15 protein-coding genes are annotated in these 22,508 nt (G+C 66.4%); 10 read left to right on the plus strand and 5 right to left on the minus strand.

Annotation, left to right across the window (positions count from 1 at the left end; translation table 11 throughout):
* Positions 1-56: 56 nt before the first annotated feature.
* Positions 57-2,618: an alpha/beta hydrolase family protein gene (locus tag AC3A3X_RS11695; RefSeq protein ID WP_487583201.1), complete on the minus strand. Its 2,562-nt coding sequence runs from the start codon at positions 2,616-2,618 to the stop codon at positions 57-59.
* A gap of 115 nt (positions 2,619-2,733) precedes the next feature.
* Positions 2,734-3,660 carry a M14 family metallopeptidase gene (locus tag AC3A3X_RS11700; protein ID WP_487583202.1) on the minus strand — a complete coding sequence of 309 codons (927 nt, stop codon included), beginning with the start codon at positions 3,658-3,660 and terminating at the stop codon, positions 2,734-2,736.
* A gap of 331 nt (positions 3,661-3,991) precedes the next feature.
* On the opposite strand from AC3A3X_RS11700, the gene AC3A3X_RS11705 reads away from it, so the two are divergent.
* Entirely contained in the window at positions 3,992-4,765 is a 774-nt protein-coding gene (locus AC3A3X_RS11705; protein ID WP_487583203.1) for an OmpA family protein, read from the plus strand.
* A gap of 211 nt (positions 4,766-4,976) precedes the next feature.
* On the plus strand, positions 4,977-5,450 hold the full coding sequence (locus AC3A3X_RS11710; RefSeq protein ID WP_487583204.1) for a VOC family protein: 474 nt from the start codon (positions 4,977-4,979) through the stop codon (positions 5,448-5,450).
* 73 nt (positions 5,451-5,523) lie between these two features.
* On the opposite strand, the gene AC3A3X_RS11715 is transcribed toward AC3A3X_RS11710, so the two are convergent.
* Together AC3A3X_RS11715 and AC3A3X_RS11720 are read right to left on the minus strand one after the other, a co-directional pair.
* Positions 5,524-6,348: a restriction endonuclease gene (locus AC3A3X_RS11715; protein ID WP_487583205.1), complete on the minus strand. Its 825-nt coding sequence runs from the start codon at positions 6,346-6,348 to the stop codon at positions 5,524-5,526.
* Between the two features lie 93 nt (positions 6,349-6,441).
* On the minus strand, positions 6,442-9,927 hold the full coding sequence (locus tag AC3A3X_RS11720; RefSeq protein ID WP_487583206.1) for a methylmalonyl-CoA mutase family protein: 3,486 nt from the start codon (positions 9,925-9,927) through the stop codon (positions 6,442-6,444).
* Positions 9,928-10,352: 425 nt separating this feature from the next.
* Here AC3A3X_RS11720 and AC3A3X_RS11725 point away from each other — a divergent pair, with 425 nt between their 5' ends.
* The 4 genes from AC3A3X_RS11725 to AC3A3X_RS11740 all read left to right on the plus strand — a co-directional run bounded on the left by AC3A3X_RS11725 (position 10,353) and on the right by AC3A3X_RS11740 (position 14,945).
* The gene (locus tag AC3A3X_RS11725; protein ID WP_487583207.1) at positions 10,353-11,618 is read left to right on the plus strand and encodes a 2OG-Fe(II) oxygenase; all 1,266 of its coding nucleotides are present in this window, start codon (positions 10,353-10,355) and stop codon (positions 11,616-11,618) included.
* A gap of 200 nt (positions 11,619-11,818) precedes the next feature.
* Positions 11,819-12,922 (plus strand): Glu/Leu/Phe/Val dehydrogenase dimerization domain-containing protein, encoded by a 1,104-nt coding sequence (locus AC3A3X_RS11730; RefSeq protein WP_487583208.1) that lies wholly within the window; start codon positions 11,819-11,821, stop codon positions 12,920-12,922.
* 119 nt (positions 12,923-13,041) lie between these two features.
* Entirely contained in the window at positions 13,042-13,755 is a 714-nt protein-coding gene (locus tag AC3A3X_RS11735; protein WP_487583209.1) for a carbonic anhydrase, read from the plus strand.
* A 32-nt stretch (positions 13,756-13,787) separates the two neighbouring features.
* On the plus strand, positions 13,788-14,945 hold the full coding sequence (locus AC3A3X_RS11740; RefSeq protein WP_487583210.1) for an isovaleryl-CoA dehydrogenase: 1,158 nt from the start codon (positions 13,788-13,790) through the stop codon (positions 14,943-14,945).
* A 42-nt stretch (positions 14,946-14,987) separates the two neighbouring features.
* Here AC3A3X_RS11740 and AC3A3X_RS11745 read toward each other — a convergent pair whose 3' ends face one another.
* The gene (locus AC3A3X_RS11745) at positions 14,988-17,795 is read right to left on the minus strand and encodes a S8 family serine peptidase (protein WP_487583211.1); all 2,808 of its coding nucleotides are present in this window, start codon (positions 17,793-17,795) and stop codon (positions 14,988-14,990) included.
* Positions 17,796-18,163: 368 nt separating this feature from the next.
* Here AC3A3X_RS11745 and AC3A3X_RS11750 point away from each other — a divergent pair, with 368 nt between their 5' ends.
* From AC3A3X_RS11750 to AC3A3X_RS11765, 4 genes are all read left to right on the plus strand, one after another.
* Positions 18,164-19,339, plus strand: coding sequence for a thiolase family protein (locus AC3A3X_RS11750; protein WP_487583212.1), 1,176 nt, complete (start codon positions 18,164-18,166; stop codon positions 19,337-19,339).
* A 122-nt stretch (positions 19,340-19,461) separates the two neighbouring features.
* Positions 19,462-19,830 carry a hypothetical protein gene (locus tag AC3A3X_RS11755; protein ID WP_487583213.1) on the plus strand — a complete coding sequence of 123 codons (369 nt, stop codon included), beginning with the start codon at positions 19,462-19,464 and terminating at the stop codon, positions 19,828-19,830.
* Positions 19,831-20,073: 243 nt separating this feature from the next.
* Entirely contained in the window at positions 20,074-20,430 is a 357-nt protein-coding gene (locus AC3A3X_RS11760; protein ID WP_487583214.1) for a hypothetical protein, read from the plus strand.
* A 396-nt stretch (positions 20,431-20,826) separates the two neighbouring features.
* Positions 20,827-22,437, plus strand: a complete 1,611-nt coding sequence (locus AC3A3X_RS11765) for a carboxyl transferase domain-containing protein (protein ID WP_487583215.1) — start codon at positions 20,827-20,829, stop codon at positions 22,435-22,437.
* The last annotated feature ends 71 nt before the right edge of the window (positions 22,438-22,508 follow it).

The raw sequence follows: 22,508 nt of genomic DNA on the forward strand, positions 1-22,508 counted from the left end.
CGCTTGCAGTAGCCGCTCGACGGCCCTTGCCATCGAGCGTCGTCGAACGGTCCGGCCTACTTGCCGCCGCCCTGCCCTGACGCTGCGGCCGCAGGCGCGGCCACGACCGGCGCCGCCTTGGCTTTCGCCTCGGCTTCGGCAATCGCCGGCGTGCTGCCCAGGTGCTGCTGCAGGAAACCGGCGACGCCCGTCCAGGCAAGGTCGGCTTCGGCAGCGTCGGAGAAGCCGTGTCCCATGTCCGGTATCACCAGCAGCACCGGCGGCTGGCCCTGCAGGTTGAGCATGCGTACCAGGCGTCGCGTGTGCTCGAAATCGACGCGAACGTCTTCGCGACCATGCACCAGCATCACCGGCAACTTGAGCGAGTCGACGTGATACAGCGGCGAGGTGGCCTGCATCTCGGCCATGTCGGTACGCGGATTGCCCATGATGCGCTCCATCAGCGGTCGCACCTGCGCCGAGCGCGCAGCGTCGCTGGCGGTAAAGAACAGCGTGCGGTCGCTCAGGCCCGACAGCGACACCGCGCAGCGGAAGCGGCCCGGCCAGCGCACCGCCGACACCAGCGCCGAATAGCCGCCATAACTGGCGCCCAGCGTGCACATGCGCGATTCGTCGAGGGGATAGGCGACCAGCGCGGCCCGCAGTGCGGCATCGATGTCGTCTTCGATCAGGCGTCCATAGTTGCGGTGGCCGGCCTCGCGGAAGGCCTTGCCGTACCCGTCCGAGCCGCGGAAGTTCACCTGCAGCACGGCATAGCCCTGCGCGGCGAGGAACTGCACATCGCGATCGAAGGTGAGCTGGTCGCTCACGCCGATCGGGCCGCCGTGTGGAAACACCACCAAGGGGCGCTTGCCGGTACCCGGCGGCAACGTCAGGAACGCTTCGATCGCCAGGCCATCGCTGCTCTTCACGTTCAGCACGTATGCCGGCGAGAACGTCATGTCGGACAACCACGGCGCAACGGCCTGCAGCAGCGAGGCCCGCTTTTGCACCATGTCCAGGTGATACAGCTCCGGAGGATGATCGCTGGCGCTCACCCACAGGATCAGTTGCTTGTCGTCGCGGCTGCGGTCGAGTACTGCGACCATGCGCCCGGGAAACGCAGCCTGCAGGGTCCGGTCGAGATTGCGGTTGGTTGCGTCGAAGTACTCCGTGACCAGCCGGCCGGACTGGTAGTAACGCGCGGCCACGGGCTCGCGGCGCTCATTGAAGACCACGCCTGCCAGGTCCACGCCGGGCTTGCTGAAAACCGTACGGGCGACCTTGCGGCCGACCGGATCGAACGCAACCAGATCGCGCTGGCCACGGTCGTCATCGGTATAGCCATAGATGGTGCTGCCATCGAAGGACAGTCCAACCGGGTGGAAGCCGCCTTCGCCCTCCCAACGAAGCACTTCCTCGTAGACGCCATCTCGCCCGTACACCATCGTGGCAACCTCGTCGCGGACAACCACCGCAGCGCGCAGCTGCCCGCGGCCGTCGGTGAACCACGACACATCCTTGCTGACGCCGACGTTGAGGCGGTCGCGGCTCTTTGCGCTGCGGAAGCCCGAGATCTCCCTGTTGCCCACCAGTTCGACCCGGTGCACGACCAGGTCACCACGGCTGTCGAAGCCCTCGAACAGGATCTGGTCGGTCACGTCCGGCAGCAGGTCGACAATGCGGCCGGTGCCGGAGATGGGCAGGCGCGTGACGCTGCGCTTGCCGTTGCTCGCAGGGCCGATGCGGAACACCGTATAGGACTTCTCGTCATCGCCAGTTGCGGCGATGAGCGTGCTGCTGTCCTTCCACATCAGCTCGTCGAGCGAATCATCTGCAGTCACCAGCCGCTGGACGTCGCTTGCGACCAGGTCGATCAGGTCGATGCTCCACTTGCCGTTGCCGTCGAGCACGGTCTCGGCCATCAGGTTGCCGGCGCCGTTGATGGCAACGGCCTCGATGCGGTCGGGCCGCCACATCACCTCGGCCGGAAGCGGAACCGCGACGGGTTTGGGCGCCTCGCGACCGTCGTTGAGCTTGGCGGCCGGCGTGGCGTTCGACGCACGCGCCTTGCGATAGAACTCCGGGAAGGGATCCGGGTACCGGCCGGTGTATTCGAAAGGCAGGCTCGCGTACAGCTTCGGATGCTCGGTTTCGAGCCAGTCGATCACCGGCAGCGAACGGTTTGCGGCGTGGAACCGCATCGACGTCCAGCTGGTCGGCCGCAGGATCAGGTCGCCGGGATAGACGATTTTCCCGGCCGTGACCTTGAAGCGGTAATCCTCGGACGTGAGCGTGTAGCGCAGGCGGCCGCGCAGGGAATTCATGTCGACTTCCGACCAGCGGTACTCGCCGGCCTTGGTCGCATACAGGCCGACGTTGCGACCGACGTTGACGTAGTTGATCACCTGCACGGTGCTGTCGGCGTCGGCCACGCGCACGGCGGTGATGATCCTGGCGCTGGCATCGACCGACAGCACCACCATGCCTTCATCGGCCGCCAGCCTGGGATCCTCGCCGGGATCGATCCTTCGCATGGCGGCGCAGTCCAGTGCCAGCAGCAACAGTGCCAGGGCGAGCAACGCCCGCCATTTCCCGATCAGCCCACGGCGGTTCCCGCCGTACATGCTCTGCTGCATGCGACATCCCCTGTTGGTACTGCTCCGGGCCATGGGCCCGTCCCCGGCCCGAGGATAGCGCGGGGCACGGCCTGCCGACAGCGGGTTCGGGCACAGGTCTGCCGGGCGGCGACGTTTACACCGCCGGGTGCGCCAGCGCGTAATCGATCGCCGCACACACCGCTGCCGCCTGCGCGGCATTGCACTGCGCGGGCGTGGCGCGGGGGCTGTCGGGGTAGACCTCGGTGGTGGTCTTGTAGCGCGCGTCGGTGACGCCCGCGCACAGGCCGAGCTTGCGCAGCGGGTATTCGATGACACCGTGCGCGACCACGGTCGAGCCGATGATCTCGCCCTTGTCGTCGGCCGGCGCGATGTGGGTGACCTTCTCCACCGCCGCGATCACCGCCTGCTGGAAGCCCGGCTGCGGGTGCTCGCTGTCGTCGACCAGGTAGAAGCCATCGGGGATCTCGCCCGGCTCGAGCGGCTTGCCGTCGCGCGCGGCCAGCGCCGGACGGAACTCGGATTCATCGCTATCGGTGGTTTCGTGCAGGTCGATATGCACCAGCACGCTGTCGCGCACGGGGGCAACCAGTTGCATCAGCGCGGCCGATTCGTGGGCCGGGCTGTCGTCGCGGAACGAACGGTTCGGGTCGATCGCATGCGCGTTCCAGCGGTGGATGCGCTCATAGGCCCAGGGGCTGACGCAGGGCGCGACCAGCAGATTGACCTTGCCCGCGTAGCCGGCGGCATGGCGGTCGACAAACTCCAGCGCACCGTGCACGCCGCTGGTTTCGTAGCCGTGGACGCCACCGGTGACCAGCGCCGTGGGCAGCTGATCGTTCCAGTCGCGGCTTCTGATCGCGAGCAGCGGGTAGCTGTCGGCGCCGTAGTTCAGCTCGCCGTACTGCACCACGTCGAAGCGCGAGCCCAGGCCTTCGATCTTGCCGCGCACGTCCGCATCGAAGCTGCGATGGCGCACCTGACGCGACAACCATTCGCCCCGCTCCGCCTCGCCCCAGGGTTGCCCGGGAATACCGATGGGATAGAAGGCCTGGACAGTCATGCGCGGCTCGCTGAAGTGATCACAAATGGGCCCACAACTTTAACACCGCTCCGACATTTACCCTTCCGGTAACTCCCTCTCCCCTTGTGGGAGAGGGACAGGCGCCAAAGGCGCCAGGGAGAGGGGAAGCCGCCGGCAAAACCCCTCCCAACGCCTCACACCCCCTTTATCCCCCAAGGGAGTTAATGACGCGCCGCCCCCGAATGCGGCCCTTCCGGGCCCAGGACAATCGGCCGATCGGGCTCCCGACGCGAGCCCTGCGGAACCGGCGGCATACAAGGCAAGGACGGTGGTTTGGCGTCAGACGCAATCCAACTCAAAGGGAATGTCCATGAATACCAGCAAGCCACAAAAACACCTGATGCTCGCCACCGCCCTGGTGACCATCCTTGCCGCCACCTCGGCGTTCGCCGCCGACGGCGACAAGAGCAAGATCAAGGGCCTGATCACCGCCGTCGACGGCAACACCCTCACCGTCAAGGATGAGAACAACGCGGTGCAGACGATCAATGTTTCCGCCGACACCAAGCTGAAGAAGACCAAGGGTTTGACCGGCGTCATCCACTCCAAGGTCGAGCCCGGCGCCCTGATCCCCGGCCTGCCGATCAACGCCGACGTCGTCGCCGCCGGCAGCGGCTTCAACGCCACCGAGATCTCGTTCAAGTCCGAAGACTTCAAGACCGCGCAGCAGGTGCAGGCCGGCCTGGCGCCGACTACCGCGCGCATGGACGACTTCGGCACCTATGAAGCACTGGCCACCGCCGAGGTGCTGTTCGCCTCGGGCAGCACGACGATCTCGGCGCAGGGCAAGTCCGACCTCGACGCCCTGGCCGCCAAGGCCAAGGAGACCAAGAACTACCAGGTCGTCCTGCAGGGCTTCACCGACTCCACCGGCAACGCCGCAGCGAATCAGCGCCTGAGCACGATGCGCGCCGCGGCGGTATCGAACTACCTGCAGCAGCAGGCCGGCCTGATGCCGGGCCGCGTGCGCGCCCCGGACGGAATGGGCGTCGCGGCTGATGCGGGTTCAGGCAGCAATGCCAACGCCCGCAAGGTCGTGGCCAAGCTGGTGGTGGACAAGGGGCAGCAGGAAGGCGCGAAGTAGTCGCGATCCGCGCTTCCAGCGTTACATGAACTGGAGAACCGCCCGCCGCATGGCGGGCGGTTTGCTTTTGGCGGAACGGTGTCGCAGTTCTCGATGGCACGAGCACGCGTTTAGATTTCTGCAACCGAACTTATGCGCCGGGTTTACGGTCTTCGCGGCCTAATGATGCGCGATGCGTGTTCGTGCATCGTCATACCCAGGAGCATGAGAGATGGCAACCAACAACCCCACTCCGCCCGGCTACCACAGCATCACGCCTTCAGTAGTGGTGAACGACGCCGCCAAGGCCCTCGAGTTCTACCACGACGCCTTCGGTGCCAAGGAAACCTATCGTCTTCCCATGAACGGGAAAATCGGCCACGCCGAGTTGCAGATTGGCGACTCGCGCCTGATGCTCTCGGACGAAATGCCTGAATGGGATGCGCTCGGCCCGAAGACGCGCGGCGGCGCGACAGGCAGCTTCATGATCTATGTGCCGGACGCTGACGCCGCCGTCGAGCAGGCCGTCAAGGCCGGCGCCAAGGTGATCCAGCCGGTCGAGAACCAGTTCTGGGGCGACCGCATGGGCACGGTCGAAGACCCGTTCGGCCACAAGTGGATGCTCGGCACCCACATCGAGGACATCAGCGACGACGAGATGAAGCGTCGCGGCGAGGAATGGGTACAGCAGCACACGAAGCAGTAACCCCCCTCAACGCAAAGCCCCTCTCCCGCCAGCGGGAGAGGGGTTGGGGTGAGGGCAATCGAAGCGGACCACCTCAAAGCTCCGGCGTGCTATCTGCAATCACGTTCATCGCTTCTTCCGCCTTGCGCTGCGTTTCCCGATGCTGCGCAGCCGACAGCGGCTCCGGCGTCTTACCACTGAAGCAATGATCGATGTACGTACCGGACGGCTTGTCGACCACCTCCTGACAGGAATCGGCAATGGCCTGTGTCGCCGGGACTTTTGCCTGAGCTGGGCTGCTCGTCTCCAGGGCTGACGCTCGGCTAGCAGCCATCGTCGACGGCAGCGAACGAATGACGCCCTGGATGTACTGAAACATCAATACAACAACTAGCAAAAGCAACCCTGCCGCGACCACCTTCCCCACGATGGCCGTGCCCAGTTCGGACGCGGCCCTGCGCGCAGCCCCTGTCGCTGGCCCACGCAATCGCGCCAGCGAGTCCAGCGCTGAATCCGGCACCGGCCCGAGCATGACCCGAAGCTCATGCCCATCGATCAACTTGAAATTCCGCTGGCGGGATGCAGCCTCGATGGCAGCCTTCGTGAACTCGCCACAGGTGATCAGAATGGCGCCGGTCGCACCCTGATTGACCATGATCCCCAGCAACTCGTGCACCGCGTTATGCGGCACCTTCATCGCAGTCCAGCGTTTGCACTGGACCAGGACGCAGCTGCCATCGCGCCTGAGTTTCAGGTCGACTCCACCATCGGTGTCGCGGCCGGTCTCACCCGTTCCTACGTGCTCAACCTGGTACCCCTGACTGCGGTAGTAACCAGCAACGAGCAATTCGAACTGTTCCCAACCGACGCGCGAAAGTGCGTCGCCATGGCGGCGACTTACAGGCTTGAGTCCTTTCATTCCAACCCCCGGTCGCGGCCGTACCCTACGCGACTGTTCATGTGCGATGTTCCGGAAAGAGAAGAAGGCCCGCTTTCGCGGGCCTTCTGTCAATCACATGTTGCGGCGATACTCGCCACCCACGTCATACAACGCATGACTGATCTGCCCCAAGCTATGCGTCTTGACCGCCTCCATCAGGCTGGCAAACACATTCCGCCGCTCACGGGCCGTAGCCTGTAGCGACTTCAGCCCCTCAGCCGCGTAGCCGTTTCGGTTGCCCTGATACCCGGCCACATTCTCAATCTGCTGCCCCTTCTCCCCCTCCGTGCTCCGGATCAGCTCGATCTCGGTAACGATGTCACCGCCGTGATCCTTCGGCAGGAAGGTGTTCACGCCGATCAGCGGCAGTGAACCGTCGTGCTTCTTGTGCTCGTAGTACAGGCTCTCTTCCTGGATCTTGCCGCGCTGGTACATGGTGTCCATCGCGCCGAGCACGCCGCCGCGCTCGCTGATCGCCTCGAACTCCTTGTAGACGGCTTCCTCGACGATGTCGGTGAGCTTGTCGACGATGAAGCTGCCTTGCCAGGGGTTCTCGTTGAAGTTGAGGCCCAGTTCCTTGTTGATGATCATCTGGATCGCCACCGCACGGCGCACGCTTTCCTCGGTTGGCGTGGTGATTGCTTCGTCGTAGGCGTTGGTGTGCAGGCTGTTGCAGTTGTCGAACAGCGCATACAGCGCCTGCAGCGTGGTGCGGATGTCGTTGAACTGGATCTCCTGCGCGTGCAGGGAGCGGCCGCTGGTCTGGATGTGGTACTTCATCATCTGGCTGCGGGGGCTGGCGCCGTAGCGTTCGCGCATCGCGCGCGCCCAGATGCGACGGGCGACGCGGCCGATGACGGTGTATTCCGGGTCCATGCCGTTGGAGAAGAAGAACGACAGGTTCGGCGCGAAGTCGTCGATCTTCATGCCGCGCGCGAGGTAGTACTCGACGATCGTGAAGCCGTTGCTCAGGGTGAAGGCGAGCTGGCTGATCGGGTTCGCGCCGGCCTCGGCAATGTGATACCCGGAGATCGACACCGAGTAGAAGTTGCGGACGCTGCGGTCGACGAAGAACTGCTGGATGTCGCCCATCATGCGCAGGGCGAACTCGGTGCTGAAGATGCAGGTGTTCTGCGCCTGGTCTTCCTTGAGGATGTCGGCCTGCACGGTGCCGCGCACGGTCGCCAGCGTGTGTGCCTTGATCTTCTCGTAGGTCTCGGCGTCGACGACCTGGTCGCCGGTGACGCCCAGCAGGCCCAGGCCGAGACCGTCATTGGTCTCCGGCAGCATGCCGCTGTAGGTCGGGCGCTGGCGGCCTTCGAACATCGCCTCGATCTTGTCGTGCGCCACGTCCCAGCGGGCCTGGTCGGCGCGCAGGTACTTCTCGACCTGCTGGTCGATGGCGGTGTTCATGAACATCGCCAGGATGATTGGCGCCGGGCCGTTGATCGTCATCGACACCGAGGTGCTGGGCGCGCACAGGTCGAAGCCGGAGTACAGCTTCTTCATGTCGTCGAGCGTGGCGATGTTGACGCCGGAGTTGCCGATCTTGCCGTAGATGTCCGGGCGCACGGCCGGGTCTTCGCCGTACAGCGTGACGCTGTCGAAGGCGGTGGACAGGCGCGCGGCCGGTTGGCCGACCGACAGGTAATGGAAGCGGCGGTTGGTGCGCTCGGGCGTGCCCTCGCCCGCGAACATGCGAATCGGGTCCTCGCCGGTGCGGCGGTACGGGTAGACGCCGCCGGTGTACGGGTAGTAGCCCGGCAGGTTCTCCTTCTGCAGGAAAGTCAGCAGCTCGCCCCAGCTCTTGTAGGTCGGCGCGGCGATCTTCGGGATCTTCTGGTGGCTGAGCGACTCGCGGTAGTTCTCGACGCGGATGGTCTTGTCGCGAACCTGGTATTCGTTGACCTCGTCGGTGATCGACTTCAGGCGCGCCGGCCAGCCGCGCAGCAGCTTGAGCGCGTCGGAGCTGAGCGACTGGATGGCGTCGTTGTAGCGCTGGCGGAGGGTCAACAGGGTGCGATCTACGGCAAGACCGCCCTCATCCGCCCTTCGGGCACCTTCTCCCGCAGGCGGGAGAAGGGATTGTGCAGCGTAGAGGTCCAGTGCCTTCGGTAGCGCCGAATCCCCCAGGTCATGCAGCGACTGCCAATAGCTCTGCGCGCGATCGGCCACTTCTGCCTGCGTTTCGATCTGCGCGTTGATGCCGCGGCCCTGTTCGGCGATCTCGGCCAGATAGCGCACGCGCGCACCCGGGATCAGCACGGTCGCGCGCGGCTCCTTGAGCGAGGTGTCGATCTGCGGCGTCCACTTTTCGGCCGAGAGCGACAGCTTCTCGCGCAGCAGGCGGCACAGGTTGGCGAACATCCAGCTGATGCCGGGGTCGTTGAACTGGCTGGCGATGGTCGGGTAGACCGGGACGTCCTCGTCCTTGGTCTGGAAGGCAACACGATTGCGCTTCCACTGCTTGCGCACGTCGCGCAGCGCATCCTCGGCGCCGCGCTTGTCGAACTTGTTGAGCACGACGAGCTCGGCGAAGTCGAGCATGTCGATCTTCTCCAGCTGGCTCGGCGCGCCGAAGTCGCTGGTCATCACGTACATCGGGAAGTCGACCAGATCGACGATCTCCGAATCCGACTGGCCGATGCCGGCGGTCTCGACGATCACCAGGTCGTAGCCCAGCCCCTTGAGGAAGCCGATGCAGTCCTTGAGCACGGTGTTGGTCGCCGCGTGCTGGCGGCGCGTGGCCATCGAGCGCATGTACACGCGCTTGGAGCGCAGCGAGTTCATGCGGATGCGGTCGCCCAGCAGCGCGCCGCCGGTGCGACGACGGGTCGGGTCGACCGAGATGACGGCGATGCGCATCTCCGGGAAGCTGGCGAGGAAGCGGTTGAGCAGTTCGTCGGTCACCGACGACTTGCCGGCGCCGCCGGTGCCGGTGATGCCGATCACTGGCGTCTTGCCGCCGGCCAGCTGCCACTGCTTGCGCAGGTGCGAGAGCTGCGATTCGTCGAGCAGGCCTTCCTCGATCGCCGAGAGCATGTGGCCGATGCTGATTTCATCGTCCTTGTCGGGCGCGTGCTCGGGCGTCTTTGCGCCCTTGCGGGCATCGTTGGCGCGACGGATCACGTCCTCGATCATCGCCACCAGGCCCATGTGCATGCCGTCGTTGGGGTGGTAGATGCGCTCGACGCCATAGCCCTGCAGTTCGCGGATTTCCTCCGGCGTGATCGTGCCGCCACCGCCGCCGAACACGCGGATGTGCGAGGCGCTGCGCTCGGCGAGCATGTCAACCATGTACTTGAAGTATTCGACGTGGCCGCCCTGGTAGGACGACAGGGCGATGCCGTCGGCGTCTTCCTGCAGTGCGGCGCGGACCACGTCCTCGACGGAGCGGTTATGGCCGAGGTGGATGACCTCGGCGCCCTGCCCCTGGATCAGCCTGCGCATGATGTTGATGGCGGCGTCGTGGCCGTCGAACAGGCTGGCGGCGGTGACGAAACGCAGCGGGCTGGTCTCGACGGCGGTTTCGGGGAGGGGGCTGACAGGAGTGCTCATGACGCGCTCAGTACGGAAACGATCGAATGCGGATTGTAGCGCGTCGGACAATAAGCCCCCCTCACCCCGTCATTCCCGCGAAGCACGCCCCCCGTCATTCCCGCGAAGGCGGGAACCCAGTGACGTTGGCTTTTGCTGCCGTCATTCCCGCGCAGGCGGGAATCCATGGACGTAGCTTCAGGAGGCAACGACGCTGGGTTCCCGCCTTCGCGGGAATGACAGGGTGAGGGACGGGGGATTCCCATCCATGAGAGCGCAACGTCCTTGGGTTCCCGCCTGCGCGGGAATGACAGGGAGCAAGGGGAATGGCGGACTGAGGGAGACGGCGACTGGCCGTCCCTCCACGCATCCCCCGTGATCCCCCAGACCACCCCTGCGTGTCCCCACCGGTTATGGCTACACTCAACCCCCAAGCCATCGCCACCATGTCAGCCGACACCGCCCTCCTGGAACTGCGCCGCCAGGCCCACCACGGTTCGCCGCAGGCGCTGTACCAGCTTGCGACAGCGCTGGTGATCCGGCATGAGCTCGAAGAGGCGTTCGCCCTGCACCGCCGCGCCGCCGAAGCCGGCCTGGCCAATGCCCAGATCGAATGCGCGCGCATGCTGCTGTACGGCGTCGGCTGCGAGGCCGATGCCGAACTGGCCAGCGCCTGGCTGCTTCGCGCCGAACACGCCGGCAGCCCGATCGCGAGTTACTTCCTTGCGCTGGTGGCGCTGGGCGGTTTCGCCCTGCCGCGCGACGGTCGCATCAACGAACGCCTGCTGCGGGCGGTTCGCGCCAACTACCCACCGGCGCTGCGCGCGGTCGCGATCCACTTCGGCCGCAAGCCCGGCGAAGCCGACCAGTCCCGTTGCATACAGATGCTTGAGCTGGCCGCAGGCCATGGCGACGCGGTGTCGGCACGACTGCTGGCCGAACGCCTGGCGCGCGGCGAAGGCTGCACCCGCCAGCCACTGGCGGCGCGCGACATCTGGGCGCAGCTGTCTGCCATCGGCATCGGCGCGTTGCCCGAGATCACCGTGCCCGAGTACGCCGCGGAAAGAACCACAACCGGAACGCTGTCGCTGGAAGAAGTGCTCGCTCCGGTCGCGCCGAAGCGACAGTCGCTGCGGCCGCGGGTGATGACCCTGGACGGCCTGCTCAGCGCCGACGAATGCCGTCTGCTGGTCGCCAACGCCGAATCGCGCCTGCAGCGCTCACAGACGTTGGATCCCGAGACCGGCCTGCCGCTGGCCATGCAGATCCGCACCAGCAGCGACGCGGCCCTCGATCCGATCCTGGAAGACGTGGCGCTGCGCAGCGTGCAACTGCGCATGGCCAGTGCCGCCGGCGTGCCGCTGTCGCACGCCGAGCACCTGACCGTGCTGCGCTACGAACCCGGCCAGGAATATCGTCCGCACCGCGACTATCGTCCGCCCGGCTCGATCGAGCGCGACTGCCCGCAGGCCGGCAATCGCCTGCGCACCATCTGCGTCTACCTCAACGAGGTCGAGGCCGGCGGCGAAACGCACTTCCCGGTGTCCGGCCTCAAGGTGGCCCCGCGCTCGGGTCGCGCGGTCATCTTCGACAACCTGCAGTCCGACGGCACACCCGACGTCGATTCGCTGCACGCCGGCTTGCCGGTGGAGCGCGGCGTGAAGTGGCTGGCCACGCTGTGGCTGCGGCAGGCGCCCTACCGCAATTTCTGAACAGGCATCCGGACGACGCCGCCATTTTGCCGGTCCTGTCGCGTACGTATGCGTATCCGTCGATTGCATTAGACTGTCGCGCCTGTGGCGAGGGGTTGCCCCCTGCTACGGAGGCGAATCCTTTTCGATTCAACTACTTACACATCACAGTTGGCGTATAGCGCGACGCGCGAATCCTGACGCCAGCAGCGGAGCACCCGATGATTTTCGAAACTCTGGACACTTTCGGCCACGAGCAGGTCGTGTTTTGCCACAACAAGGACGCGGGCCTGAAGGCCATCATCGCGATCCACAACACCGTGCTCGGTCCGGCCCTGGGTGGCACCCGCATGTGGCCGTACAAGACCGAGCAGGACGCGCTCAATGACGTGCTGCGCCTGTCGCGCGGCATGACCTACAAGAACGCGGTCGCCGGCCTGAACATCGGCGGCGGCAAGGCCGTGATCATCGGCGACCCGGCTGCCGACAAGTCCGAAGCGCTGTTCCGCGCCTTCGGCCAGTTCGTCGAGGCGCTGGGCGGTCGTTACATCACCGCCGAGGACGTCGGCATCGACGTCAACGACATGGAATACGTCTACCGCGAGACCGAGTACGTCACCGGCGTGCACCAGGTCCACGGCGGTTCGGGCGACCCGTCGCCGTTCACCGCCTACGGCACCCTGCAGGGCCTGATGGCCACGCTGCAAAAGCGCTTCGGCGACGAGGAAGTGGGCAAGTACTCCTACGCCGTGCAGGGCCTGGGCCATGTCGGCATGGAGTTCGTGAAGCTGCTCAAGGAGCGCGGCGCGAAGATCTTCGTCACCGACATCAACAAGGGCCTGGTCGACAAGGCCGTGTCCGAGTACGGCGCCGAAGCCGTCGGCCTGGACGAGATCTACGACGTGCCGGCCGATGTCTACTCGCCGTGCGCGCTGGGTGGCACCGTCAACGAGAACACCCTGCCGCGCCTGAAGATGAAGGTCATCTGCGGCGCCGCCAACAACCAGCTGGCCAACAACGCCATCGGCGACGAAGTGGCCAAGCGCGGCATCCTGTACGCACCGGACTACGCGGTGAACGCGGGCGGCGTGATGAACGTGGCACTGGAACTCGACGGCTACAACCGCGAGCGTGCCATGCGCATGATGCGCACCATCTATCACAACCTCGCGCGCATCTTCGAGATCGCCGAGCGTGACGCGATCCCGACCTACCGCGCCGCCGACCGCCTGGCCGAAGAGCGCATCAACGCCATCGGCAAGCTGAAGCTGCCGCTGGGCCGTAGCGCTCCGCGCTTCCAGGGTCGCATCCGCGGCGGTCACTAAGACGCACACACTTCGACGGGGCCGCTGGCCCCGTCGTCGTATTCGGGTTTCAGACGACTCCTAGAGCATTGGCGGGTGCACCGGCTCAAGCTACCTGCCCTTCTCCCGGAGTCCTCGTCATGCGCGCCACACTTGCTCTCCTCGCCCTCGCCCTCACGTGCGCCATCGCCGCCCACGCCGGTGACGGCAAGATCGACTACGACCACCAGGAACAATGGCAGGCCGCGCACGACATGGCGCAGTCGCCGATCGACATCGTCACTCGCGATGCCGTCCCCGCCGCCGGCAACGAGCCGGGCGCGCTGACGTTCACCCATACCCGCGCACCGGTCGAGGCGGTCGTCGACAACGGCCACGCCGTGGAAGTGGAGGCGCATGCCACGCAGGCAACCATCCGCGGCCGCCACTTCATGCTCGCGCAGTTCCACTTCCACGCGCAGAGCGAACACACCATCGATGGCCGCCACTACCCGCTGGAGGGCCATTTCGTGTTCAAGGCCCAGGACGGCCGCCTGGCCGTGGTCGGCGTGATGTACCAGGCCGGCGCGGCCAATGCGCAGGTGCAGACCCTGCTGGATGACCTTTCGCACAAGACGCCGGCGCCTTCGCAGCATGAAATCGATATCGCCGGGCTGCTGCCCCGCCAGCGCGGCTATTACCACTACCTGGGTTCGCTGACCACGCCGCCGCTGACCGAGAATGTGGAGTGGTATGTGCTGCCGGCTCCGGTGACAATGTCGCAGCAGCAGATCGACGCGTTCCTGGCGCACTACCGCCACAACAACCGCAACATCCAGCCGCTCAATGGGCGGCCGCTGGTCCATTTCCAATGATCCATTCGCCGTAAACCGACAACGAGGCCCGCATGCGCAGTTTTTCACTAGGTGACGATATCGATGCACTGCGCGATGCGGTCCGCCGCTTCGCCGACGCGGAGATCGCACCGCGGGCAGCGAGCATCGACGAGGAGAACTGGTTCCCGCAGGACCTGTGGCCCAAGCTGGGCGAACTGGGCCTGCTGGGCATCACCGTTCCCGGCGAGTACGGCGGCAGCGAGATGGGCTACCTCGCCCATCTGGTGGCGATGGAGGAAATCTCCCGCGCCTCCGGTTCGGTCGGCCTGAGCTACGGCGCGCACTCCAACCTGTGCGTCAGCAACCTGTACGCCAACGGCAACGAAGACCAGCGCAGCAAGTACCTGCCCAGGCTGTGCAGCGGCGAATGGAAGGGCGCGCTGGCGATGAGCGAACCGGGCGCCGGTTCCGACGTGGTCGGCTCGATGAGCTGCCGCGCCGAGCGCAAGGGCGATGTCTGGGTCGCCAACGGCAACAAGATGTGGATCACCAACGGCCCCGAGGCCGACGTGCTGATCGTCTACATGCGCACCGCCGGCAAGGACGCGGGCAGCCAGTGCATGACCGCCTTCCTCGTCGAGAAGGGCATGAAGGGGTTCTCCACCGCGCAGAAGCTCGACAAGCTGGGCATGCGCGGCTCCAACACCTGCGAGCTGGTGTTCGAGGACTGCGAGATCCCGGCCGAGAACGTGCTGGGTGAAGTGCACAAGGGCGTCAAGGTGCTCATGCGCGGCCTCAACACCGAGCGCCTGGTCCTGACCGGCGGCCCGATCGGCCTGATGCAGGCCGCCCTCGACATCGCCCTGCCCTACGTGCGCGAGCGCAAGCAGTTCAACGCCGCCATCGGCACGTTCGGCCTGATGCAGGGCAAGATCGCCGACATGTACACCTCGCTGCAATCGAGCCGCGCCTTCGCCTACCAGGTCGCGCGCGACTTCGACAGCGGCCACAGCAGCCGCGTCGATGCGGCCTCCTGCCTGCTGCACGCCTCCGAAGCGGCGGTGCAGGTCGCGCTGGAAGGCATCCAGGCCCTGGGCGGCAACGGCTACATCAACGAGTTCGCGACCGGCCGGATCCTGCGCGACGCCAAGCTCTATGCGATCGGCGCCGGCACCAACGAGATCCGCCGCATGCTGATCGGGCGCGAACTGTTCAACGACAAGCACTGACCACCCTGCCTCCCCGCGATGCGGGGAGGCAGGTTGCTGCACTCACCAGCCCATCGACCACGTCGCCATGGCGCGTGTCCAGGTCTGGTCCTGCATGTGCTGGGCGTCGATGTCGAAGGACAAACGACCGGCGCGGCGCAACTGCGTACCGAGGCTGAAGCCGACCACGCCGACGTCGCGGTCGAGCGCGTCGCCGACGATCGGCGTCCACACGTCCAGCGCCGTGAAGCGCGCATCGATGTCGCCGCCGGACTGCGACAGCAGTCGCTGCCATTCGGCCCGGCCCTGCAGGCTCCACAGCGACGCCCCGGCAGACCAGTCATAGGCGAAGCGCGCGCCGAGCAATGCCTGGCTCAGGGTCATCGTCGATGCGGCGGTGCTCAGGCCGAAGCCTGCGGCACCAGCCTCGCTGAAGCCGTCGCGGTCGAGCTGCAACGACTGCACGCCGGCATAGGGCGTGATGCGTCCCCTGCCGACGGCGACCGGCAATCCGGCCTGGAGGCCGAGCGTTGCATAGCGATGGGCGTAGTCGGCGTCGACGCGGAACGAGTCGGCGCCCAGCAGGATGCCGCGTTGCGTCCAGCGTTGCATGCGACCCAACGCAAGACTGCCAAGCAGGTAACCGCGGCCGAGGTCGTAGGCGCCATACAGCTGCGCCTCCGCCTGACGGTTGTGCTCGCGATCGGCGCGCAGGTCGTGGTGGGCGTAACCCTCGGTCTCCGACAACGCCATGCCGACGGTCAGGCGATCACCAAAACGGTGGTCCTGGCCCAGCATCCAGCCATCGGCATCGATGTCGAATCGCGACATCGCCCGTTGCGACTTCAGGTCATCGGCCCACGCGCCCGCCACCGGGGCCGTCTGCAACGCATCCACGCGTGATTCCAGGGCGCGCCGATTGCCTTCGATCGCCATCAGCGCGAAGGCGGTATCGGCGCCATGCAGTTCACCCGACAGACTCGACAGCGTCCGCTCGGCGGCCGCTGCGCTGGCCGAGCGTTGGATCGATCCGGCGCCGGAGATGAAATCCGTACCCGACGGATCGTCGCCCATCTGCCCTGTGTCGATCGCGTCGAACGCCCCGTCCACGCGCTGCGCGCTGCCGACGGAAGCGGCGGTGAGACCCATCGACTGCGCGGTCGCAGTGATCGACAAGCGGGTGATGTCCAGCCACGCCGACAAGGCGTCGTAGCCGAGGGTGGCTTCGAGGAATACGCCGGGCCCGGCGCTCAGGCTGGCAAAAGTACCGGTCAATCCGGTCTGGGTCACCAGCACCTTCTCGCGGGCCTGGTTCACATAGCCCGTACGCAGGCCCAGCACCTGCAGGTCGCCGCCTTGCAACGTTGCCGCGTTCGCCCCAAGCGTGTTTCCGACGTACACCGCGAGCCGTCCGCCGGCGCTCTGGACGTAGGTGCCCTGCACGCCGATGTCGCCGTCCGGCGACAGTTTCACCGTCCCGGAGTTCGTCAGGTCACCACCGACCATCAGGCGCGCCCCGACCCCCTTCTCGAGCGTTGCTCCAGCGCCCACTTCGACCGAAGTGCGGAACAGGTCGCGGGCATTCAACGTGCCGCCCAGGACCCGGGTCGGCCCGGTGTAGGAATTGGTCTGGCCGGTAAGCACCAGCGTGCCGGTGCCGAGCTTGGTCAGCCCGCCAGTGCCGCTGATGTCGTTCTGCCAGGTCGAAGTGATGCCGTCGAACGACACCGTCACGTCGCCCCAGTCGAACTTCGCCGGCCCCAGCACGGCCTGGTTCACGCTGAGCCGGCCGTAACCGAAGATGGCATCGACGCCGGTCGGTCCCATGTCGATGGCGTTGCCGAGCAGCGTCTGCCGCACCAGGTCGTTGTTGAAATACGGAAACGCTTGCCATACCAGCGCGGCGGCGCCAGCGACCTGCGGCGCCGCCAGTGAGGTTCCGCTCCACTGCCAGTACGTGGGTGACGTCGGGCCGTCGTTGGTGCCGGTGACCACGACAGTGCCCGGCGCGGTCAGGCAGTAACGCAGCGCCACGCCGCAGGCATTGGAATAGCTGGCCAGGGCCAGGGTATCGGGATCGAACGCCGCCACCGCGAGCCAGCCACGCTCCAGGTCCGCTGCGGGCAGGCTGCCGCCCGGTCCGGGTTGGCTGGGCAGCGCCGCCATGCTCGACGGACTGGGCTTGCTTTCGTTGCCTGTGGCAAACACCACCAGGCCATCGTTGCTCTGGACGAAGGGTCGGTACTCGTCGGCGATCGGCGCGGTCGCAGCCGGATCGGTCCAGTACAGGCCGCCCCAGGAATTGTTCATGATGCGCACGCCGCGGTTGATCAGATCCTGGTGGATCGGTTTCAGTCCCAGCGCGCCGCTGACCTGGTTACCGTTGCCGGTGCCGTCGTCGGTCGGCTCCTCGTCCTCGATGATGCGCGCCGAGACGATCTCCGCCCCCGGCGCGATGCCGCCCGGCCAGGCGCCGAACGGCGTGCCCGCCATGATCTGCGACACGGCGGTGCCGTGCCCGACGACATCGTCGACCTGCAGATTGTTCGGCGGCGAGCCGACGTAGTTGAGATTGGCCACCACGCGCGGCGACAGCGCGGGATGGGCGCGCATCACGCCACTGTCGACCACGCCGATGCGGACGCCCGTGCCGGTGATTCCCTGGTTGTGGGCGAACGATGCGCCCGAGAAAAACAGATGCTTTCCGAATTGCGGGTCCGGCGTGGAGACAACCGGCGGCGGCGGCGGCGGCGGTGCGGGCGGCGGAACCATCGCCGGCGGCGGACTCGGGCGGACGTTGTCGCCACCGCCACCACCACCTCCACCGCAAGCAGCCAGGCCGAACAGCATCGACCACAGCGCAGTGCGCATGGCAACAACAAGTCCCTTTTCGCGGCAGTGCATGGCGTCCTCGATGGATGGCACCTTCGCTCCCCGGCGAACCCAGCGCATCCGGTGACCGTTTTAGTCGAAGCGGCGGCGAACGACAATCAGAACAAATCGCTTCCGCGCCCTGGGACCGCGGTCGTCGGACAGCGCCCCGGCCCGGATCGAGCCGGGCGTTTTCGTTGCCTCGTTGGGACCGAGCGGGCCCCGCCCCGGCATCCGCAGCCGCTGGATCCGAGCCCGCCGCCGCTGAACAGCGCCGCCATCCCGGCAGTTTGCGGCAGTGCAGCACGACGTCGCATAATCCGGGGGTTCCGGCCTCGCGCTGGCCCGATTTTGTCCTGGAGTTCCCCATGAGTGACGTCGTCATCGTCGGTGCCAAGCGCACCGCCATCGGTTCCTTCCTCGGTCAGTTCACCGGCGTACCGACGCCAGTGCTGGGCACGGCCGCCATCACCGGCGCGCTCGAACACGCCAACGTCGCCGCCGACCAGGTCGACGAAGTGATCATGGGCTGCGTCCTGCCGGCCGGCCTGGGCCAGGCACCGGCACGCCAGGCCGCGCTCGGCGCGGGCCTGCCGGCGTCGGCCGGCTGCACCACGATCAACAAGGTCTGCGGTTCGGGCATGAAGGCGATCATGCTGGCCACCGACCTGATCAAGGCCGGCTCGGCCAATGTCGTCGTCGCCGGCGGCATGGAGTCGATGACCAACGCACCGCACCTGCTTAACAACTCGCGCACCGGCATCCGCTACGGCAGCGCCGAGTTCCTCGACCACATGGCGTGGGACGGTTTGACCAATCCGTACGACGGCAAGGCGATGGGCGTGTTCGGCGACATGGCATGCGAGACGTACCAGTTCGACCGCGCGTCGCTCGATGCGTACTCGACCGAGAGCGCGCGTCGCGCACAGGCCGCCGTGACCGGCGGCGCGTTCAAGGGCGAGATCGTCCCGGTGACCGTCAAGGGCCGCAAGGGCGAAGTCGTCGTCGACGGTGACGAGGAGCCGGGCAAGATCGACCTGGCCAAGATCCCGACCCTGCGCGCGGCCTTCGGCAAGGAAGGCGTGCTGACCGCCGCATCGTCGTCGAAGATTTCCGATGGCGCCGCCGCCACCGTGCTGATGAGCGCCGAGGAAGCCGGCAAGCGCGGCCTCAAGCCGCTGGCCCGCATCGTCGCCCACGCCGGCCATGCGCAGGCGCCGGAATGGTTCACCACCGCACCGGTGAAAGCGATTTCAAACGTGCTGGCCAAGGCCGGCTGGCAGGTCGGCGACGTCGACCTGTTCGAGGTCAACGAGGCGTTTGCCTGTGTGGCCATGGCGCCGATGAAGGACCTGGGGATCCCCCACGAAAAGCTGAACGTCAACGGTGGCGCGGTCGCCCTTGGCCACCCGATCGGTGCCAGCGGTGCCCGCCTGGTCGTGACCCTGGTGCATGCCCTGCGTGCACGCGGCGTCAAGCGCGGCGTCGCTTCCCTTTGCATTGGCGGTGGCGAAGCCACGGCGATTGCTGTAGAAGTGCTATAAGACGTTAAAAACGTATTACTTAAAAAAAACCGGACAAGCCGCTTGACACGCGTCACCGGCTTGTCATCATGTTATAGACGCGCAACTGCGCGTTGCCTAACTAAACGACGAGGATATAAACCATGACTTTCAACAAGGCGCTGATCGCCCTGGCTCTGGGCTTCGCCCTGGCTGCCTGCTCGAACCAGAAGCAGGCTGACGAGGCTGCCACGGACGCCGCCGCTGCTTCGACCGAAGCCGCTGCCGCTGCTGACACCGCTGCTGCTACCGGCGACGCCGCTGCTGCTGACGCTGCTCAGGCCGCTGCCGACACCGCTGCCCAGGCTGCTGACGCTGCCGCTGCTTCGGCTGACGCCACCGCCGCCGCTGCTGCTCCGGCCGCTGCCGACGCAGCTGCTGACGCCGCTGGCCAGGCTGCTGACGCCGCCACCCAGGCTGCCGACGCTGCCACCCAGGCTGCTGACGCTGCCAAGGAAGAAGTGAAGAAGTAATCACTTCGGGCAGGCAACTGCCCGGGTGTTGCTCTCACAGGAAAGGCCGCCGGGATTCCCGGCGGCTTTTTCCGTAGTAGGACCACGGACGCCACGCGCGACGTGGTTCGCAGTAAGCTCCACACCCGATCAGTGAACGATCGGACTGGCCCGGCCGGATCGCAGTGAGCGCCGGCGTTGCCTGATCTTGTTGATGGTGATTTTTTTACCTGGCACTTCTCGGACAACCCAACGGAGAGACTCATGAACACCAAGCTTTATGTAGCCCTGGCCGCCGCCGTCCTGGCACTGTCGGCCTGCCAGAAGACCGAAACCGCGCAGACCGAAGCTGCCGAAGCCGCCAACGCCGCTTCGCAGGCTGCCGATGCCGCATCCACTGCCGCGACCGAAAGCGCGGAAGCCGCTGCCGCCGCCACTGACGCCGCCGCCGCCCAGGCCGGTGCCGCCGTGGAGCAGGCTGCCGACACCACCGCCGCCGCTGCATCCGACGCCGCCGCCGGCGCCGCCGCTGCAACCGCCGATGCGGCCCAGGCCACGGCCGACGCTGCGGCGAAGGTTGCCGACAAGGCCGACAAGGCCGCGGAAGAAGTGAAGAAGTAAGCGCAATCTGTTTGCAGCGTCGATTTCGAGAGGCCCGCGCAAGCGGGCCTTTCTTTTTCCTGTGCCCGTCATCCTTCTGCTCGTCATTCCCGCGAAGGCGGGAACCCAGGGACGTTGCTCTGGCCCGTGTTCGCCGGCCGCAAGGCAAGAGCAAGATGGATCCCGGCATCCGCCGGGATGACGGGATGGTGCTGACGCGGTGCGAGCCTGGATCCCGGCGTTCGCCGGGATGACGTGATGACGTGATGACGTGATGGTGCTGATGCGGTGCGGGCCTGGATCCCGGCGTTCGCCGGGATGACGGAATTGCGGCCCGGATGGTGCGGATGCGGCAGCGATTTGGCCGTACGCCGGCCTTTGTGGTCTCATGCCGCATCCTTCGCACCCCTTGCATCGATGCCCGCACTGACTTCCCACATCGATCCGCGCTCCCAGGATTTCCAGGACAACGTCGCCTACCACCGCGCCCTGGTCGATGAGCTCGATGCCCGACTTGCCCGCGCCGCCGAGGGTGGTGGCGACAAGGCACGTGCCCGCCATACCGAGCGCGGCAAACTGCTGGCCCGCGATCGCATCACTGCCCTGCTCGATCCCGGTTCGCCGTTCCTGGAGATCGCCCCGCTCGCGGCCGAAGGCATGTACGACGACGCCGCACCGGCGGCCGGCATGGTCTGCGGCATCGGCCGGGTGATGGGACAGGAAGTGGTGATCGTCGCCAACGACGCCACCGTCAAGGGCGGCACCTACTTCCCGATGACGGTGAAGAAGCATCTGCGCGCGCAGGAAATCGCGCGCGAGAACCACCTGCCCTGCGTCTACCTGGTCGATTCCGGCGGCGCGTTCTTGCCGCTGCAGGACGAGGTGTTCCCGGACAAGGAACACTTCGGCCGCATCTTCTACAACCAGGCACGGCTGAGCGCACAGAACATCCCGCAGGTCGCCGTCGTCATGGGTTCGTGCACCGCCGGCGGCGCCTACGTGCCGGCCATGTGCGACGAGTCGATCATCGTGCGCGAGCAGGGCACGATCTTCCTCGGCGGTCCGCCGCTGGTGAAGGCCGCCACCGGCGAGATCGTCGACGCCGAAACGCTCGGCGGCGCCGACGTGCACACCAGCGTCTCCGGCGTGGCCGATCACTTCGCCGAGGACGACCGCCACGCGCTGCAGATCGCCCGCGACATCGTCGCCACGTTCAACCGCCGCAAGACGCTGCCGGTCGCGGTGCAGGCCGCGCGCGAACCGCTGTATCCGTCCAGCGAGCTTTACGGCATCGTGCCCAAGGACACGCGTCGCCCGTTCGACATCCGCGAGGTCATCGCCCGCGTCGTCGACGGCAGCGACTTCCAGGAGTTCAAGGCGCGCTACGGCAAGACCCTGGTCACCGGTTTCGCCCACTTGCACGGTTATCCGGTCGGCATCGTCGCCAACAACGGCATCCTGTTCGCCGAGAGCGCGCTCAAGGGCGCGCACTTCATCGAGCTGTGCAACCAGCGCGGCATCCCGCTGGTGTTCCTGCAGAACATCACCGGCTTCATGGTCGGCCGCAAGTACGAGAACGCCGGCATCGCCAAGGACGGGGCGAAGATGGTGACGGCGGTGGCGTGCTCGCACGTGCCCAAGTTCACCGTCGTCATCGGCGGCAGCTTCGGCGCCGGCAACTACGCCATGTGCGGCCGTGCCTACGGCGCACGCTTCCTGTGGATGTGGCCCAACGCGCGCATCTCGGTCATGGGCGGCGAGCAGGCGGCGAGCGTGCTGGCGACGGTCAAGCGCGACGGCATCGAGGCCGCCGGCAAGGTCTGGACGGCCGAAGAGGAAGAAGCGTTCAAGTCTCCGATCCGCGACCAGTACGAAAGCCAGGGCAACCCCTACTACGCCACCGCCCGACTCTGGGACGACGGCATCATCGATCCGGCCGACACCCGCCGCGTGCTCGGCCTGGGCCTGTCGGCCAGCCTCAACGCGCCGATCGAGGAACGCACGCGCTTCGGCGTGTTCCGCATGTAGCCGACAAGCCTCCGTCTTCCGCCTCCCCCTTCCGTCCCTCCCGGCCCGGATGCGATAGTTCGACCGCTGCG

Source organism: Lysobacter sp. Soil_N_23, from assembly GCF_057656135.1.